The sequence below is a fragment of the Actinacidiphila paucisporea genome, assembly GCF_900142575.1.
GTDB classification, from domain to species: domain Bacteria; phylum Actinomycetota; class Actinomycetes; order Streptomycetales; family Streptomycetaceae; genus Actinacidiphila; species Actinacidiphila paucisporea.
On record NZ_FRBI01000018.1, the window covers coordinates 90,048 to 106,739 of the forward strand.

General features: G+C 72.9%; 13 protein-coding genes. 4 read left to right on the forward strand and 9 right to left on the reverse strand.

Annotated features, from left to right (window positions below; genetic code table 11):
* Positions 1-84: 84 nt before the first annotated feature.
* From BUE44_RS24220 to BUE44_RS24245, 6 genes are all read right to left on the reverse strand, one after another.
* The gene (locus BUE44_RS24220; protein WP_322940603.1) at positions 85-2,175 is read right to left on the reverse strand and encodes a cellulose binding domain-containing protein; all 2,091 of its coding nucleotides are present in this window, start codon (positions 2,173-2,175) and stop codon (positions 85-87) included.
* 137 nt (positions 2,176-2,312) lie between these two features.
* Complete coding sequence (gene sthA, locus BUE44_RS24225) at positions 2,313-3,716, reverse strand: Si-specific NAD(P)(+) transhydrogenase (RefSeq protein ID WP_073501096.1); 1,404 nt, start codon at positions 3,714-3,716, stop codon at positions 2,313-2,315.
* A gap of 61 nt (positions 3,717-3,777) precedes the next feature.
* Entirely contained in the window at positions 3,778-6,138 is a 2,361-nt protein-coding gene (locus BUE44_RS24230) for a glycoside hydrolase family 65 protein (RefSeq protein ID WP_073501097.1), read from the reverse strand.
* A complete protein-coding gene (locus BUE44_RS24235; protein ID WP_073501098.1) occupies positions 6,135-6,878 on the reverse strand; it encodes an HAD family hydrolase in 744 nt (247 codons plus the stop codon). Before BUE44_RS24235 ends, BUE44_RS24230 begins: the two co-directional genes overlap by 4 nt.
* A gap of 73 nt (positions 6,879-6,951) precedes the next feature.
* Positions 6,952-7,629: a Rossmann-fold NAD(P)-binding domain-containing protein gene (locus BUE44_RS24240; protein WP_073501099.1), complete on the reverse strand. Its 678-nt coding sequence runs from the start codon at positions 7,627-7,629 to the stop codon at positions 6,952-6,954.
* Positions 7,630-7,714: 85 nt separating this feature from the next.
* Complete coding sequence (locus BUE44_RS24245) at positions 7,715-8,350, reverse strand: NAD(P)-dependent oxidoreductase (protein ID WP_073501100.1); 636 nt, start codon at positions 8,348-8,350, stop codon at positions 7,715-7,717.
* Positions 8,351-8,512: 162 nt separating this feature from the next.
* On the opposite strand from BUE44_RS24245, the gene BUE44_RS24250 reads away from it, so the two are divergent.
* Complete coding sequence (locus tag BUE44_RS24250) at positions 8,513-9,763, forward strand: alpha/beta hydrolase family protein (RefSeq protein WP_073501158.1); 1,251 nt, start codon at positions 8,513-8,515, stop codon at positions 9,761-9,763.
* 91 nt (positions 9,764-9,854) lie between these two features.
* On the opposite strand, the gene BUE44_RS24255 is transcribed toward BUE44_RS24250, so the two are convergent.
* The gene (locus BUE44_RS24255) at positions 9,855-10,319 is read right to left on the reverse strand and encodes a MarR family winged helix-turn-helix transcriptional regulator (RefSeq protein WP_073501101.1); all 465 of its coding nucleotides are present in this window, start codon (positions 10,317-10,319) and stop codon (positions 9,855-9,857) included.
* A gap of 155 nt (positions 10,320-10,474) precedes the next feature.
* On the opposite strand from BUE44_RS24255, the gene BUE44_RS24260 reads away from it, so the two are divergent.
* Complete coding sequence (locus BUE44_RS24260) at positions 10,475-11,728, forward strand: MFS transporter (RefSeq protein WP_079190031.1); 1,254 nt, start codon at positions 10,475-10,477, stop codon at positions 11,726-11,728.
* Here the strand turns inward: BUE44_RS24260 and BUE44_RS24265 are convergent.
* A complete protein-coding gene (locus tag BUE44_RS24265; protein ID WP_073501102.1) occupies positions 11,712-12,233 on the reverse strand; it encodes a hypothetical protein in 522 nt (173 codons plus the stop codon). The genes BUE44_RS24260 and BUE44_RS24265 overlap by 17 nt on opposite strands.
* A gap of 226 nt (positions 12,234-12,459) precedes the next feature.
* On the opposite strand from BUE44_RS24265, the gene BUE44_RS24270 reads away from it, so the two are divergent.
* On the forward strand, positions 12,460-13,824 hold the full coding sequence (locus BUE44_RS24270) for an NAD(P)/FAD-dependent oxidoreductase (RefSeq protein WP_073501103.1): 1,365 nt from the start codon (positions 12,460-12,462) through the stop codon (positions 13,822-13,824).
* 61 nt (positions 13,825-13,885) lie between these two features.
* On the opposite strand, the gene BUE44_RS24275 is transcribed toward BUE44_RS24270, so the two are convergent.
* Positions 13,886-15,853 carry an ATP-binding SpoIIE family protein phosphatase gene (locus tag BUE44_RS24275; protein ID WP_235002403.1) on the reverse strand — a complete coding sequence of 656 codons (1,968 nt, stop codon included), beginning with the start codon at positions 15,851-15,853 and terminating at the stop codon, positions 13,886-13,888.
* A gap of 110 nt (positions 15,854-15,963) precedes the next feature.
* Between BUE44_RS24275 and BUE44_RS24280 the strand changes: the two genes are divergently transcribed.
* The gene (locus tag BUE44_RS24280; RefSeq protein WP_073501104.1) at positions 15,964-16,659 is read left to right on the forward strand and encodes a ribonuclease H family protein; all 696 of its coding nucleotides are present in this window, start codon (positions 15,964-15,966) and stop codon (positions 16,657-16,659) included.
* Positions 16,660-16,692: the final 33 nt, after the last annotated feature.

The following is a 16,692-nucleotide window of genomic DNA, read 5'->3' on the forward strand; positions in this document are numbered from 1 at the left end:
CCCGGCGCCCCTGACAGGCACCGGGTGCGGCAGGCGGTTCTGGGGGTGCGGTCACCAGGTGGTGCGGTCACCCAGGGGGTGCGGTCACAAGGTGGTGCAGACCGCGCCGTTGAGGGTGAAGACCGTCGGGTCCTGATAGGCGCCGTTGTTGGCGCCGGTGAAGCCGAAGGTCGCCGAATTGCCGCCGTTCGCGGCCAGCGTGCCGTTCCAGTCCACCGGGGTCGCCACCACATGGGTGCCGTCGGTGCGCAGGTTGGCGTTCCAGAAGCCGCTCACCGACTCGCCGCTGCTGGGGAAGGAGAAGGCCAGCGTCCAGCCGGTGATCGGGTTGGGGCTGGTGTTGGTGACCGTCACGTTGGCGTTGAAGCCGTTGCCCCAGCCGCCCGTCAGGTCGTAGGAGACCGTGCAGGGCGCGTTCTTCGGAGTCCCGGTGCGTACGGTCACCGGGTCGGAGGGGCGGGAGAGCTTGCCGGTGGAGTCCCTGGCCAGCACGTTCCAGGTGAAGGTGCTGCCCGGGGTGAGGTTGGGCACGGTCGCCGAGGTGCCGGTGCTGGTGGCCAGCAGCTCGCTGACCCCGCCGAGCTGCCGGTAGACCTCGTAGCGGTCGACCTTGCCGCCGCTGGACGGCGTCCAGCTGACGGTGGCGCTGGTGGCGCCGGCGGCGGTGACCTTGGGCGCACCGGGAGCGGTGAGCGCCGAGGCCGTGCCGGTCTTCGGGTGCACGGTCACGGTGGTGATCGAGTACGGCGGTACGGTCCAGGTCCCGGTGTTCGCCGCGGTCGTGCTGTCGATCGAGGTGGCCCGGTCGCGGAAGGTGGCCACGGTCGCCGCCGAGCCGTCGGGGGTGAAGCCGGCGTAGTGCAGCGCGACGGTCTGGGAGTTGGCCGGGTCCTTGTTGATCAGCATGACGCTCAGGTCGCCGTTCGCCCGGTGCACCGCGTGCGCGGCCACCAGCCGGCTGCCGCTGGCCGCCGCGATCAACTGGTCGCCGGGGGTGCCGAGACGGCTGAGCATCGAGATCGCGTGGTAAGGCGCGAACGGGGTGTTCAGCGGCGGCTCGCACACCGTGCCGACGCAGGTGCCGCTGGACAGGATGCCGTAGTCGTTGTAGTCGGTGGCGCCGTCCGGGGCGGTGCTGATGCTGCCGGGGCCGTTGTGGGTGTCCCACCAGTCGACGGTGAAGACGCCGTTCTGCAGCGCGGTCAGGTACGCGTCGGCGCCGAAGAGCGCGTTGGGCTGGGTGTCCTCGAAGACGTTGGAGTTCAGCTCGGTCAGCGCGATCGGCAGGGCGCCCACCCCGGCCGCGTCCAACTGGTCGTGCAGCTGGTCCAGTTCGCCGGCCAGCTGGTCAGGGGTGCCCAGCATGCCCGCCGCGTCGGAGCCGCCCGGGTACCAGTGCACGATGACGAAGTCGGCCTTGCCGGCGATCAGCGGGATGACCGTGTGGTTCCAGTCGGCGGTCTCCCCGGCGCCCATCACCCCGTCCGGCCAGTTGCCGGGCAGCGTCAGGACCGCGCCGACCTTCACGGAGGGGTCGACGGCCTTCATGGCGGCGGCGTAGTCGGCGACGTTGTGCGCGTAGGCGGTGGGGGAGGTGTCGGCGTGGTTGTCGGTCTCCCAACCGCTGCCGTAATGGCCGTTGCCGTACAGCTCGTTGCCGACCTCCCAGAACTTGGCGCCGTAGTGCTGGGTGACGTTGGAGTAGCGCACCCAGTCGGCGGCCTCCTGGGGGGTGCCCGAGCCGTAGTTGGCGATCAGGATCGGCTGGGCGCCGATCTTCTTGACGGTGCCCATGAAGGCGTCGAAGTCGGTGCCGGGTGCCACGTAGCCGCCCGGTGCGGTGTTGTCCTTCCAGTGGTAGATGTCGCCGTAGGAGCCGCCGGGGTAGCGCATCATGCCGATGTTCGCCGCCGAGAGCAGGTTCTGCACCTCGGGGACGTTCATCTGCGAGTCCCAGACCGCGCTGTTGAGGCCGTAGGCGGTACCGGGGATGGTGCCCTGCCCCTCGTTCGCGTTCACCGTGACGTCCACCGCGGAGGGCGTCGGCGCGCCGGGGTCGTCGGCCAGGGCGGTCCCGCCGCCGGCCAGCAGCGCGGCGCCGAGCGCCACGACGGAGGCGCAGGCGGCAAGCCGTCTGCGCAGAGGGGCCGAGCTGATCGAAGTGCCTGGGCGCACGGGAGTTCTCACCTTCGCGAGGCGGGACGTGGGGGGTGTGCGACTGCTTGGGAGCGCTCCCATATTTGGCACGGCGACGCTTCTTGTCAATGCCCCGGTCAGGAACCGGAGTCCGGTGTCCGCCGCGGCCCCGCGGGTCAGTCGCCGAGCCGGTCGATCTGCCGGATCCGGTTCGTCACGTCCAGCGCCGCGACCTTGTACGACTCCGCCAGCGTCGGGTAGTTGAAGACCGCGTCCACCAGGTAGTCCACGGTGCCGCCGCAGCCCATCACCGCGTGTCCGATGTGGATCAGCTCGGTCGCCCCGGTGCCGAAGCAGTGCACGCCGAGCAGCTTGCGGTCCTCGGGCGAGACCAGCAGCTTGAGCATGCCGTGCGCGTCGCCGATGATCTGGCCGCGGGCCAGCTCCCGGTAGCGGGAGACGCCCACCTCGAAGGGCACCGACGCCTCGGTGAGCTGGTCCTCGGTGCGCCCGATGAAGCTGATCTCCGGGATGGTGTAGATGCCGATCGGCTGCAGGTCCTGCAGGCCGCGCGCCGGCTCGCCGAAGGCGTGGTAGGCCGCGCACCTGCCCTGCTCCATCGAGGTCGCCGCCAGCGCGGGGAATCCTATGACGTCGCCGACCGCGTAGATGTGCGGCACGGCCGTACGGTAGCTGCCGTCCACCGCGATACGGCCGCGCTTGTCCGCGCTCAGGCCCGCCCTGTCCAGGTCGAGCCCGTCGGTGAGGCCCTGCCGGCCCGCCGAGTACATCACCGCTTCGGCCGCGATCTTCTTGCCGCTGGCCAGCACGGTCAGGGTGCCGCGCTCGTGCCGCTCGACGGCCGACACCGTCTCACCGAAGCGGAAGGTCACCGCCAGGTCCCGCAGGTGGTACTTCAGCGCCTCGACGATCTCCGCGTCGCAGAAGTCCAGCATCGCGTCGCGCTGTTCGACCACCGTGATCCTGCTGCCCAGGGCGGCGAACATCGAGGCGTACTCCATGCCGATCACCCCGGCACCGACGATCACCATCGAGCGAGGCACCCGCTCCATGTCGAGCACGCTGTCGGAGTCCATCACCGTGCGGTCGTCGAACTCGACGCTCGCCGGGCGGGCCGGCCTGGTGCCGGTGGCGATCACGATGTGGTCGGCGGTCAGCACCCGCTCGTGTCCGCCGGCGCCGGTGACGGCCACGGTGTGCTCATCGAGGAAGCGCCCGGTGCCGTCGAGCACCGTGATCCGGTTGCGGGACAGCTGGTTGCGGATCACGTCCACCTCGCGGCCGACCACGTGCTGGGTCCTGGCCGTCAGGTCGGCGACGGTGATGTCCTCCTTCAGGCGGTAGCTCTGGCCGTACAGATCACGCTGGTTGAGCCCGGTGAGGTAGAGCACCGCCTCGCGCAGGGTCTTGGAGGGGATGGTGCCGGTGTGCAGCGACACCCCGCCGAGCCGGTCGGCGCGGTCCACCAGGGCCGCCCGCCGCCCGAGTTTGGCCGCCGCGATGGCAGCCTTCTGCCCACCGGGGCCGGAACCGATCACCAGGATGTCGAAGTCGCGCACCGGGCCAGTCTGTCAGCCCCGTCCACCCCGCGTCCCGGCTTCGCGGGGTGGAGGGCCCCGGCTACGTCAGGTGCTGCGGGCGGCGCAGCGGAGCGCGGCCGGGCGGCTGGGGCGGCGAGGGCTGGTGGGCGACATGGGGCAGTTGGTGGACCACCGGACGGTCGGCGGTCAGGGTGAACGGCTCGTCGTAGTGCAGGATCTCCAGCGGCTCGCCGGCGGCCAGGGTGTAGGTCGCGGTCTTCCTGTCGACCTCCACCCGCAGCCGTCGGCCGCGGAAGAGCAGCCGGAAGGCGATCCGGCTGAGCGCGTCGGGCAGCCGGGGCGCGAAGCGGATCCCGTCGCCGTCGATGAGCCGCATCCCGCCGAAGCCCGCCACCAGCGCGGTCCAGGTGCCGGCCAGCGCGGCGATGTGCAGCCCGTCCCGGGCGTTGTTCTCCAGGTCCTCCAGGTCGATCATCGCGGTCTCGCCGAGGTAGTCGTAGGCCAGTTGCAGATGCCCGACCTCGGCGGCGATCACCGACTGGCAGTAGGCGGACAGCGACGAGTCGCGTACCGTCAGCGGCTCGTAGTAAGCGAAGTTGCGGGCCTTCTGCTCGTGCGTGAAGGCGTCGCCGCGCAGGTACATCGCCAGCACCAGGTCGGCCTGCTTGACCACCTGTTTGCGGTAGAGGTCGAAGTACGGGTAGTACAGCATCAGCGGGTAGTGGTCGGGGTCGGTGCCCTCGAAGTCCCAGATCTGGCGCCGGCAGTAGCCCTTGGACTGCTCGTGCACCCCGAAGTCCTCGTCGAAGGGCAGCGCCATCGCCGCCGCCGCGTCCCGCCACGCGGCCGTCTCCTCGTCGCTGACGCCGAGCGCCGCCGCGTGCCGCGGGTGCCTTTCCGCCGCGTCCGCCGCGGCGGTCAGGTTCGCCTGCGCCATCAGGTTGGTGAAGGCGTTGTCGTCGCTGACCGCGCTGTATTCGTCGGGCCCGGTGACGCCGTCGATGTGGAAGGCGCCCGCGTGGTCGTGGTGCCCCAGCGAGCGCCACAACCTGGCGGTCTCCACCAGCAGTTCGAGGCCGGTGTCGCGCTCGAAGACCTGGTCGCCGGTGATGGCGACGTAGCGGACCACGGCGTCGGCGATGTCGGCGTTGATGTGGAAGGCGGCGGTGCCGGCCGGCCAGTAGCCCGACGCCTCGTCGCCGTTGATGGTCCGCCACGGGAAAGTGGCACCCGCCAGGCCCAGTTGGCGTGCCCGCTCCTGCGCGACCGGCAGCATGTTGTACCGCCAGCGCAGCACCTCCGCGGCGGCGTGCGGCGAGGTGAAGCCCAGCAGCGGCAGCACGAAGGTCTCGGCGTCCCAGAAGGAGTGCCCGTCGTAGCCGGAACCGGTCAGGCCCTTGGCGGGAATGGCCCGCTCCTCGGCCCGGGCACCGACCTGGAGGACGTGGAAGAGCGCGAAGCGCACCGCCTGCTGGATCTCGGTGTCGCCGTCGACCTCGACGTCGGCCCGCTCCCAGAAGTCGTCCAGGTAGGCCCGCTGCTGGTCGAGCAGGCCCTGCCAGCCGGTGTCCCTGGCACCCACCAGCGCCGCGTCCGCCTGGTCGCGCAGCGCGGGCAGCGAGCGGGCCGCCGACCAGCCGTAGGCGACGAATTTCTCCAGCCGCAGCCGCTGGCCTGCCTCGACCACCGACGTCACGGTCAGCCGGCTCACGTCGTCGTCGGACTCCGCCGACACCTGGGTGCTGTCCGGGCCGTCGATCCGGTGGTCGGCGGCCACCGCGACCCGCAGCCGGCTGCGGGTGGTGGAGTGCACCAGCCGCAGCCTGGTGCCCGACGCGTAGTGCTCCTCGGCCAGCAGCGGCGAGTCCAGCGCGGCCGACACCCGCGGGTCGCCGGCCGCGTGCGGCACGTCCTCGTTGGCGGCCAGCTCCGACTGCACCACCACCCGGACCTCACCGTCCAGCGGCTCGATCTCGTAGGCGATGGCGGCGACCGCCCGCTGCTGGAAGGACACCATCCGAGTCGAGGTCACCCGTACCGCCCGCCCGGCCGGCGACACCCACTCGCACACCCGGTGCAGCACCCCGGCCCGCAGGTCCAGCTCCCGCTCGTGCCGGCGGATCGTGCCGTAGCGCAGGTCGAACGGCTCGTCGTCCACCAGCAGCCTGATGAGCTTGCCGTTGGTGACGTTGATGACGGTCTGCCCGGACTCCGGGTAGCCGAAGCCGGCCTCCGCGTACGGCAGCGGGTGCAGCTCGTACAGCCCGTTGAGATACGTGCCAGGCAGGCCGTTGGGCTCGCCCTCGTCGAGGTTGCCGCGCCAGCCGATGTGCCCGTTGGACAGTGCGAAGACCGACTCGCTCTGCGGTAGCAGATCCAGGTTCAGCTCGCACTCGCGCAGCGACCAGGGCGAGACCTCGAAGGCCGGATCGGTGATCACGCGGTGGCCCCCAGCAGCTCGGCCAGGTCGGAGACCACGGTGTCGGCGCCGTGCCGCCGCAGTTCCTCGGCCTGCCCGGTGCGGTCCACGCCCACCACGTAGCCGAACCGCCCGGCCCGCCCGGCGTCCATGCCGACCAGCGCGTCTTCAAAGACCGCTGCCTCACCGGGGCCGAAGCCCAGGTCGCTCGCTGCCTCCAGGTACGTGTCCGGTTTCGGCTTGCCGCGCAGGCCCCGCTCGCGCGCGACGACCCCGTCGATCCGCACGTCGAGCAGGTGCTCGATCCCCGCGGAGACCAGGACGTCGCGGCAGTTGGCGCTGGAGGAGACCACGGCGGTGCGCAGCCCCGCGGCCCGCACCGCCTCCAGGTAGCGCACCGAGCCGGGGTAGGGCTTGACGCCGTCCTGGCGGATCTTCTCCAGCACCACGATGTTCTTGCGGTTGCCCAGGCCGTGGACCGTGTCGTGGTCCGGCGGGTCGTCCTCGTCGCCCTCGGGCAGCTCGATACCGCGCGAGGCCAGGAAGGTGCGCACCCCGTCGGCGCGCGGCCGGCCGTCCACGTACTCGTCGTAGTCGGTGGTCGCGTCGAAGGGCTGGAATTCAGGGCCTTCGAGGTGGCGCAGAAAGCCGTCGAAGGTCTCCTTCCACGCGGCGGCGTGCACCAGCGCCGTCGGAGTGAGGACCCCGTCGAGGTCGAAGAGGCAGGCGCGGATACCACTGGGCAGGCCGATCTCGCTCATGACGCAGCTTGTGCCCCCATCACCCCCGGGGTATGTCCGCTCGCCGTGAAGTCCGCCCGACTCGCCGAACGGGTCAGGACGCGTCCGGGGCGCCGAGCCGGTTGATGTCGGCCGCGGACAGGATGTGCGGCCCGCGGCCTTGCAGGCGTACGACACCGAGCATGGAGCGGCCGAGCAGCTCGGTGGTGGTGACCTGGTCCGGTGCGAGCCGGTGCACCAGCGGGTAGAGCCAGGACGTCAGCCGGTAGATGATCCGGTACGTCCGCGTGCGGGAGACCGCGCCGTGCATCGGCCGGATCCAGCCGGGACGGAACATGTACGCCCGCATGTCCATCGCCAGCAGCGCGTTCTCGGTGCGGCCCTTGACCCTGGCCCAGGCCACCCGGCCCTGCTCGGTGCTGTCGGTGCCGGCGCCCGAGACGTAGGTGAAGGTCAGCTCGGGATTGCCGGGTGCCAGCAGCCGGGCGGCGGCCAGCGGGAAGTCGTGGCTGACCCGCTCGTAGACCTCGGCGGTGTGGCCGGCGGTGGAGACGCCCAGGCAGTAGAAGCAGGCGTCAGCGCCGGCCAGCTCGCCGGCGATCGGGGACAGGTCGGTGAAGTCGGCGTGGGCGACCTCGCGCAGCTTGGGGTGCGCGACACCCAGCGGGCCGCGCCCGACCGTGACCACCTCGGTCACCTCGTCGTCCAGCAGGCACGCGCGCAGCACACCGTGCCCGACCATGCCGGAGGCACCGAAGACCACCACCTTCATCGCGGGTCGCCGCCGCCTTCCTGCTGTTTCGCGGATGCGGACGCACCCACCGGCGGGGACGATGGTAACGCCCGCCGCGGGCGGCTCAGTCGGCGATCACCGCGATCTTGCGCAGGTAGTCGCCCGCGGTGACCCGGCCGAGGACGAAGTCGGCGACGTCGGCGCGGGAGACCGTCGGCACGCCGCGCAGCTCCAGGCGCTCGCCGTGCCGGTAGCGGCCGGTGCGGGCGCCGTTGGTGAGCATCACCGGGTAGACCAGTGTCCAGTCCAGCGAGCTGCGGCGCAGCAGCTGCTCACCGGCCGCCTTGTCGGCGTAGACCCGCCCCAGCACGCGGTAGGCCAGCCGCGGCAGGGCGGGCACCTGCGCCATGGTGTCGCCGACGCCGAGGCCCGACAGCCACACCAGCCTGCCGACCTCCGCCTCTTCCATGGCGCGGACGATCCGCGGGGTCGCCTGTGCCATCACGGTGGGCGAGCGCAGGCCCTGCAGGTTGCGCTCGGTGCCCAGCGCGCTGACGACCGCGTCGGCGCCGGACACGGCCGCTGTCACCGCGGCCTGATCGGATGTCACCTGCCCGACCGCGATCCGCAGGCCGTCCCTGGCGGGCGGCGCCTTGGCCGGATCGCGCACGAAGGCCGTCACCTCGTGGCCCGCGGCCAGCGCCTGCGCGACGACCTGGCGTCCGGTGGCGCCGGTGCTGCCGAAGACCGCGATCCGCATGGTGTCCCTCCTGGTGCGTGCCGCTCGCCGCGGCGCGGCCTGCCGCGCGCGCGGCAGTCGGGTTTCCCCCCGGGCGACCGACCGGCCAGCCGGATGGGGAAGGCGGCGCCCGGCGGCCAGGATGAAGCGGTCGTCACCTTCGCACGGACCACAGGAGCCACCTTGCAGACACGCCGCGCCGCCGTCCTGTCGGCAGCCGTCGCAGCCCTGTCCGCCGTCCCGCTGCCGGCCGTCGCCTCGTCGCCCGCCCCGCCGCGCCCGCGCGGCCTCGGCCGGCTGCGGCTGCCGCCCCCGAGCGGTCCGTACGCGGTGGGCACCGTCGCGTTGCGGCTGGTCGACACCGTACGCCCCGATCCGTGGGTGCCGCAGCCCTACCGCGAGTTGATGGTGAGCCTGCGCTACCCGGCCCAGGGCGTCCGCCCCGGTCCAGGCGCCCCGCAGATGCTGCCGGGGGAGGCGGCCGGCTTCGCCGAACTGGCCGGCTACACCGGGGTGCCCGCCGCCCGGGTGGACTGGGCGGCCACCCGTACCCACGCGCACCAGGGTGCGCCCGCGGCCGCGGGACCCTTCCCGCTGGTGCTCTACTCGCCCGGCGCCGGCGATCCGCGCTCGCTGAACAGCACCTTGTGCGACGACCTCGCCTCACGCGGCTACGCGGTCCTGACGGTCGACCACACCTATGACGCGGCCGCCGTGGAATTCCCCGGCGGCCGCGTCGAGTCCACCGTGCTGCCCGCCGAGCTGGCGAAGGTCGTACCCGATCCCGAGCACCCCGACCCGGCACGGGTGGCGCCGCTGCTGCGCAAGGTCCTTGACGTGAGGGTCGCCGACATCGGCTTCGTCCTCGACCGCCTGCCCGACGCGCTGCCCCGGCCGCTGCGCGGCCTGCCCGACTTCGCGCGGGTCGGGATGTTCGGCCAGTCGGCGGGCGGTTTCACCGCGCTTCAGGCGATGTACGGCGACCCGCGGATCGCGGCCGGTGCGAACTTCGACGGCGTCACCGCCTACGTCGAGGACGACGCCGACCGCGGCTACCTCCCGCCGGTGGCCGCCGGCGGCCTCGACCGCCCGTTCCTGCTGGTCGGCAAGGACGGCAACACCCGTCGTACGGTGCCCTCCTGGGATGCGCTGTGGCGTCACAGCCGCGGCTGGCACCGCGGTCTGAGCCTGGCCGGGTCCGAGCACGCGACCTTCACTGACGCCGAGACGCTGATCCCGCAGATCGCCCGCCGCCTGCACCTTCCCGCCGGCACCGTGCCGGCGAACCTCGGCGCCCTCGACCCCGGGCGCGCGGTCCGCGCCCAGCGCGCCTACCTGGTGGCCTTCTTCGACCGCTGGCTGCGCGACCGCGACGACCACGGCCTGCTCGACGGCCCGTCCCCGTGCCACCGGGAGGTGCGCTTCTTCTCCTGACCGGAACCTCGTACGGCCCGGACGCGCGGCGCTCTCGCGACCGCGACACCGTCCGTCCCGGTGCCGGTTGCCGGTGCCGGGACGGTGCGGCTCAGGCCGGGACCGGGCCGCGGATCTGCTCGACGGCGGTGACCAGCGGCGCCAGGTGCGGGTCGCCGGCTGCCTGGTCCAGGGCCTCGCGCAGGGCCGCGTTGTTGGTCGGGCGGGCCGCGGCGAGCAGGTCGGCGCCCGCGGGGGTGACGTCGGTGTAGATGCCGCGGCGGTCGGTCGGGCAGAGATAGCGGGCCAGCAGGCCGCGTTCCTCCAGGCGGGTGACCAGGCGGGTGGTCGCGGACTGGCTGAGGACCACGGCGTCGGCGACCTGCTTCATCTGCAGGCGCCCGCCGACGCCGTCGTGCTGCCTGCTGAGCACGTCGAGCAGCGAGAACTCGCGGACGCTCAGCCCGTGGCCGCCCTGCAGCGCCCGCTCGATGTGCGCCTCGATGCGGCCGTGCAGCAGGGACAGCGCGCACCAGCCGTCGGCGAGTGCGGTCAGTGCCGGATCGGTGGCGGTCATCGGTCCTCCAGGCCCTCGGCGGGCGGTCCCGCGCCCGGCCCCGGTGCCGTTTTGGGCGCATGCACCACTCTAACGCGCTTGCAATTAACCCGCGTATGCAATTATTGTCCACGCTTGTAAGACGCTCCTGCACTCACTCGGGAAGGGTGCCCCTCATGCCTCTCGCGCTGCTGGCCCTGGCCATCGGGGCCTTCGGGATCGGCACCACGGAATTCGTCATCATCGGGCTGCTGCCCCAGGTCGCCGGCGACTTCGGCGTCTCGGTGCCGACCGCGGGGCTGCTGGTCACCGGCTACGCGCTCGGCGTGGTCGCCGGCGCCCCGCTGATGACCGCGCTGGGCACCAAGGTGACCCGCAAGCGGATGCTGATGCTGCTGATGGGCCTCTTCGTGGTCGGCAACCTCATATCGGCCGCTGCCCCGGTCTTCGCCGTCATGCTGATCGGCCGGGTGGTCACCTCGCTCGCGCACGGCGCCTTCTTCGGCATCGGCTCGGTCGTCGCCGCCGAGGTGGTGCCGCCGGCCAAGCGGGCCGGCGCCATCGCCACGATGTTCACCGGACTGACCGTCGCCAACGTCGTCGGCGTGCCGCTGGGCACCCTCGTCGGGCAGGGCGCCGGCTGGCGGATCACCTTCGTCCTCGTCGCCGCGCTCGGCGTACTCGGGCTGCTCGGCGTCGCCCGCCTGGTGCCCGACCTGCCCCGCCCTCCGGGCGTCAGCCTGCGCCACGAACTCGCGGTCCTGCGCAACGTCCAGGTGCTGCTCGCGATGGGCATGACCGTGCTCGGCTTCGGCGGGGTCTTCGCGGCCGTCACCTACCTGGTGCCGATGATGACCGACGTCACCGGATACGCCGACGGCTCGGTGACCTGGCTGCTGGTGCTGCTCGGGCTGGGCATGGTGGTGGGCAACCTGGTCGGCGGCCGGCTCGCCGACCGCCGGCTGATGCCCATGCTGATGACCGCGCTCGGCGGCCTCGCGGTGGTGCTCGCGCTCTTCACGGTGACCGCGCACCACAAGGCCGCGGCCGCGGCCACCGTCTTCGCGATCGGCGCCCTCGGCTTCGCGACCACGCCACCGCTGCAGAAGCGGGTGCTCGACCAGGCCGCGGGCGCCCCGACCCTCGCCTCGGCGCTCAACATCGGCGCCTTCAATCTCGGCAACGCGCTCGCGGCCTGGATCGGCGGCCTGGTCATCTCGGCCGGCCACGCCTACACCGCGGCGAACTGGGTCGGCGTGGCCCTGGCCGGCGGGGCGCTGCTGCTCGCCGTGCTGTCGATGTCGCTGGAGCGCGGCGGCGCCCGCCGCCGCGGCCGCCTCGTCGCCCGCTCCGCCGCCGGTGGACCCGGTGCGGAGGACGGCGGCAGCACGGCGGGCGCCGCCGGCGCCGGGCTCAGCTCCCGGAACTGACGCCGATGCTGACGTAGCTGACGCCGACGGTGGCGGTCTGCGCGCCGGGGCTGGTCGGCGCGGGGACGAAGGAGACCGTGCCGGTGCCGAAGCAGGGCAGGTTCAGCGTCGCCGGGATGGCCGCGCCGATCCCGTACGCCTTGATGTCGGTGACGGGCGTGACCGAGGTGGCGTTACCGAAGCCGACCAGGTCGTGCGTGGCGGACGCGCCGGTGTAGCCGACGGTGGCCTGGGCCGGCGCGGTGCCCGCGATGAGCTGCACGGACACGGTCTGGCCGGTGAGCGGGTGCCCGGTCGAGGTGGGGGTGACGGGACCGAAGCAGGCGACCTTGATCACCGCGCCGATCGTCACGCCGTTGACCTGCCCGACGAAGGTCTGGCCGGGGCCGATCGGTACCGGTGAGAGCGGGGCGGCGCCGGCCGACGCCATGCCGGCCGTACCGCCGAGTGCGGCGAGGGCCGCGACCGTGCCCAGGGAACGTAACCGAGAGTGCCGCTTGCGCATGTCTACCTCCGGATGCGGGGGGACCGGGGCCGTTCGCGGCCCCGGGGAAGCGAGGGCGAACCGTGCGGGAGCACCAGCATGTTAGCGAGCCGCCGGGCAAACCGACCCCGGCCGTACCACCCCGCTGGCGGGGCGGGGGAGGGCGCGGTAGGACAGGAGGTGCGAAGCCGCCGCAGGCGGGCAGACGTCACCCCGACCGACGGTGGCCCCAGAAGGGACGGACAGCGTGGCACGACCGAAGATCCTCGTGGTGGGCGCGGGATTCGCCGGGGTGGGGTGCGTGCGCCGGCTCGAGCGCAGCCTCGGCCACGACGAGGCGGACATCTGCCTGGTGACCCCGTTCTCCTACCAGCTCTACCTGCCGCTGCTGCCGCAGGTGGCCTCCGGCATCCTGACGCCGCAGTCGATCGCGGTGTCGCTGCGCCGCAGCAAGAAGTACCGCACCCGGATCGTCCCCGGCGGCGCGATCGGCGTGGACACCAAGGCCAAGGTCTGCGTGGTGCGCACGATAACGGACGAGATCGTCAACGAGTCCTACGACCACATCGTGCTCGCCCCCGGCAGCGTCACCCGCACCTTCGACATCCCCGGCCTGGTCGACAACGCGCGCGGGATGAAGACCCTCGCCGAGGCCGCCTACGTCCGCGACCACGTGATCTCGCAGCTCGACCTCGCCGACGCCTCGCACGACGAGGCCGAGCGGGCCTCCCGGCTGCAGTTCGTGGTCGTCGGCGGCGGCTACGCGGGCACCGAAACCGCGGCCTGCCTGCAACGGCTGACCGCCGAGGCGGTGCACCGCTACCCGCGGCTCGACCCGAAGCTGATCAAGTGGCACCTCATCGACATCGCGCCCCGGCTGATGCCGGAGCTGGGCGAGAAGCTGGGTACGAGCGCGCAGAAGATCCTCACCGACCGCGGAGTGGAGATCTCGCTGGGTGTCTCCATCGCCAAGGCCGGCCCCGAGGAGGTCACCTTCACCGACGGCCGGGCGGTGCCCTGCCGCACCCTGATCTGGACCGCGGGGGTCGTCGCGAGCCCGCTGATCGCGACCCTCGGCGCGGAGACCGTACGCGGCCGGCTCGCCGTCACCCCGGAGATGACGCTGCCCGGCGCCGACGGGGTCTACGCGCTCGGCGACGCCGCGGCCGTACCGGACCTGGCCAAGGGCGAGGAGGGCGCCGTCTGCCCGCCCACCGCGCAGCACGCGATGCGGCAGGGCGCCGTGGTCGCGGACAACGTCATCGCCGCGATCAGGAACCAGCCCATGCGGCCGTACCGGCACAAGGACCTCGGCCTGGTGGTCGACCTCGGGGGCCGGGACGCGGTCTCCAAGCCGCTGGGCATCGAGCTGCGCGGCCTGCCCGCGCAGGCCGTCGCCCGCGGCTACCACTGGTCGGCGCTGCGCACCAACGTCGCCAAGACCCGGGTGATGACCAACTGGCTGCTCAACGCGGTGGCCGGCTTCGACTACGTCCGCACCGGCTTCCAGTCCCGCCAGCCCGCCACCCTGCGGGACTTCGAGTACACCGACGCGTACCTGTCGCCGGAGGAGCTGCGCGAGCAGGTCGCGGACGCGATGCCGCGCGCCTGACGGCGTAAGGCCGCGGTGCCCGGGGGCGCCCGCCGTCCGGGAAGCCGGGCGCCGGGCGCCCTCAGTCCGCGAAACCGGACAGCGGATCGGAACCGGCCGGCTCCTCGTGGGTCGGCTCCTCGTCCTCCCACAGCGAGAACCACACCGTCTTGCCCTCCGATTCCGGCCGGACGCTCCACTGGCCCGACAGGATGTCGAGCAGCATCAGGCCGCGGCCCGAGGACGCCATCTCGCCCGGCGTCCGCTGGTGCGGCAGCTCGTCGCCGCCGTCGGAGACCTCCACCCGCAGCACGCGCCGCCCCGGCTCGCCGGTCACCGACGCGCTGAGCGCCGCCGACTGGTCGGTGTGCACCAGGACGTTGCCGACCAGCTCCGAGGTCAGCAGCACCGCGGTGTCCACCTGGTCGGGCTGCGCCCAGTCGTGCAGCAGCGCCTGCAGCTCGGCCCGCGCCTCCGCCAGGCCCTCGGCCTGGTCCTGGTCGATGGTCAGCACCAGCCGGCGCTCGGGCACCGCCCGATGGTGCACCCCGGCATCGCGGCGCAGCAGCAGCAGCGCGATGTCGTCCTCGTTGCGCGGCGCCAGGTCCGCGCGTACGCCCGCCGCGTCCGGCTCGCGCCGCCCGACCTCCTCGTCCGCCGCCTGCCCGGCCTGTTGGACGGGGTTGTGGACGGCGTTGATCAGGCGGTCGGCGATGCCTTCCAGGTCCTCGGTCGGGCCGGGGGACAGCGCGTCCCTGACCCGGATCCAGCCGCTGTACATGTCGTGGCCGCCGGTCTCGATCAGGCCGTCCGTGCACAGCATCAGGATCTCGTCGGGCCGCAGCTCCAGGTCGGTGACCGGGTAGTCCTCGGCGCCCGGCATCAGGCCGAGCGGCAGGCCGCCTCCGACGTGCTTGAGCATGCAGGTGCCGTCCGGCAGCCGCAGCACCGGGTGCGGATGGCCGGCCCTGGCGATGTGCAGCATTCCGGTGGCGGGCTCCGCCTCGATGTAGATGCAGGTGGCGAAGCGGTCCTCGTCGACCGCGGCCAGGAAGCGCGACGACCTGGCCAGCACCGCGTCAGGGCCGTGGCCCTCGGCGGCGTAGGCGTGCACGGCGGTCCGCAGCTGGGCCATCAGCCCGGCCGCGTGCACGTCGTGGCCCTGCACGTCGCCGATCACCACGGCCAGCCGGCCGTCCGGCAGGTTGATCACGTCGTACCAGTCGCCGCCGACCACCAGACCGCCGCCGGTCGGCACGTAGCGGGTGGCCACCGTCAGTCCGGGCGCCGCCGGAGCCGTCGCGCCCATGCTGCGCCGCAGCCCCCGGGACAGGGCCAGCTCCGCGCTGCTGGTCCTGGTCCGCTCCAGCGCCTGGGCGACCAGCCGGGCGGTCAGCACCAGCAGGGCCCGCTCGTCGGCGGTGAAGGCCATCGGCCGGTCGAAGGCCAGCAGGCACACCGCGCTGATCCGCCCCGAGGTCACCAGCGGCAGGAAGGCCCACGACTGCCGGCCGAACCGGGCGGCGATCGGCCAGGTGGCGGGGTAGCGCTCGCTGTACTCGTCGGGCGAGGACAGGTAGACCGGCCGTCCCGACTTGACCACCTCGGTGGCCGGGAAGTCGGTCGTCACCGGCATCCGGAAGACCCGCTGGGCCTCGCTGCTGCGGTATCCGTACTGGCCGAGCACGTTGATGAACTTGTCGGTGACGCCGAAGACCACTATGCCGTCGAGGGCGAAATCCGGGGCGGAGAGCCTGCTCACCGTCCTGAGGGCGGTGGACAGGGATTCGGCCTCCGCCAGGTCGTGGCCGGCTTCGAGCACCAGCGCGTCGCGCAGCCGCGGCCGCGCGGGACCGGTACCGGCCCCGGTTGCGGAATCCGCCGCGGGCACGGTGCCGGGTTCGGCCGCCGCCCCGGCGTCGTCCTCGTTCGGCCGCGACCCGAACCGGTTCATGGCCTCGATCTGCCGCAGTTCCGCTGTGTCGGCCTCCGGCCGCTCGTGCCGCGCCGGGCCTTCGGCTCCCTTGCCCATCCGGCGCCCTCTCGCCACGGGGGTGGTCCTGTCGGTACCCATGCTCGGCGACGTCCGTGCCGCCCGCATGCGGAGCGCCCGGGCGCGGCGCCGGGGGGGCGATGTGCTTTCCCCGGTGGTCGCCTGGCATGCTCGGTGTCGTGGGTGAACGCATCATCGCCGCGTGTGACGGGGCATCGAAGGGCAATCCGGGGCCTGCGGCATGGGCCTGGGTCATCGCCGACGACCGGGGAGAACCGGTTCGCTGGGAGGCCGGTCCGCTGGGCACCGCGACCAACAACGTCGCGGAACTGACCGCGCTGGAACGGCTGCTGACCGCGGTCGACGCCGACGTCGCGCTGGAGGTCAGGATGGACTCGCAGTACGCGATGAAGGCCGTCACGACCTGGCTGCCCGGCTGGAAGCGCAAGGGCTGGAAGACCTCCGCCGGCAAGCCGGTGGCCAACCAGGAGCTGGTCGTACGGATCGACGCGCTGCTGACCGGCCGCTCGGTGGACTTCCGCTACGTGCCCGCCCATCAGGTGGACGGCGACCGGCTCAACGACTTCGCGGACCGCGCCGCCAGCCACGCCGCCATCGTCCAGGAGCCCGCCGGCAGCGACCTCGGCTCGCCGCTCCCGCCGCGTACGCCCGACACCGTTCGCAAGGCCCCCCGCGCGGGGGGCTCCGCCCCCGCCGGGGGACCGGCCGGGGCCGGGAGCGGCGGCGCCGCGCGCACCCTCAAGGCCAAATACCCCGGCCGCTGCCGCTGCGGCCGCGCCTATGCCGCGGGCGAGCCGATCACCAAGAACGCCGACGGCTGGGGCCACCCCGACTGCCGCTGACCTGCCGCGACACGCCGGCACCCGACCGCCGCC

Excerpts from the sequence above, each read along its gene's own strand:
- BUE44_RS24235 (WP_073501098.1), bottom strand. The coding sequence starts at position 6,878 with ATGAGCGAGATCGGCCTGCCCAGTGGTATCCGCGCCTGCCTCTTCGAC.
- BUE44_RS24240 (WP_073501099.1), bottom strand. The coding sequence starts at position 7,629 with ATGAAGGTGGTGGTCTTCGGTGCCTCCGGCATGGTCGGGCACGGTGTG.
- BUE44_RS24245 (WP_073501100.1), bottom strand. The coding sequence starts at position 8,350 with ATGCGGATCGCGGTCTTCGGCAGCACCGGCGCCACCGGACGCCAGGTC.
- BUE44_RS24255 (WP_073501101.1), bottom strand. The coding sequence starts at position 10,319 with ATGACCGCCACCGATCCGGCACTGACCGCACTCGCCGACGGCTGGTGC.
- BUE44_RS24260 (WP_079190031.1), top strand. The coding sequence starts at position 10,475 with ATGCCTCTCGCGCTGCTGGCCCTGGCCATCGGGGCCTTCGGGATCGGC.
- BUE44_RS24265 (WP_073501102.1), bottom strand. The coding sequence starts at position 12,233 with ATGCGCAAGCGGCACTCTCGGTTACGTTCCCTGGGCACGGTCGCGGCC.
- BUE44_RS24280 (WP_073501104.1), top strand. The coding sequence starts at position 15,964 with ATGCTCGGTGTCGTGGGTGAACGCATCATCGCCGCGTGTGACGGGGCA.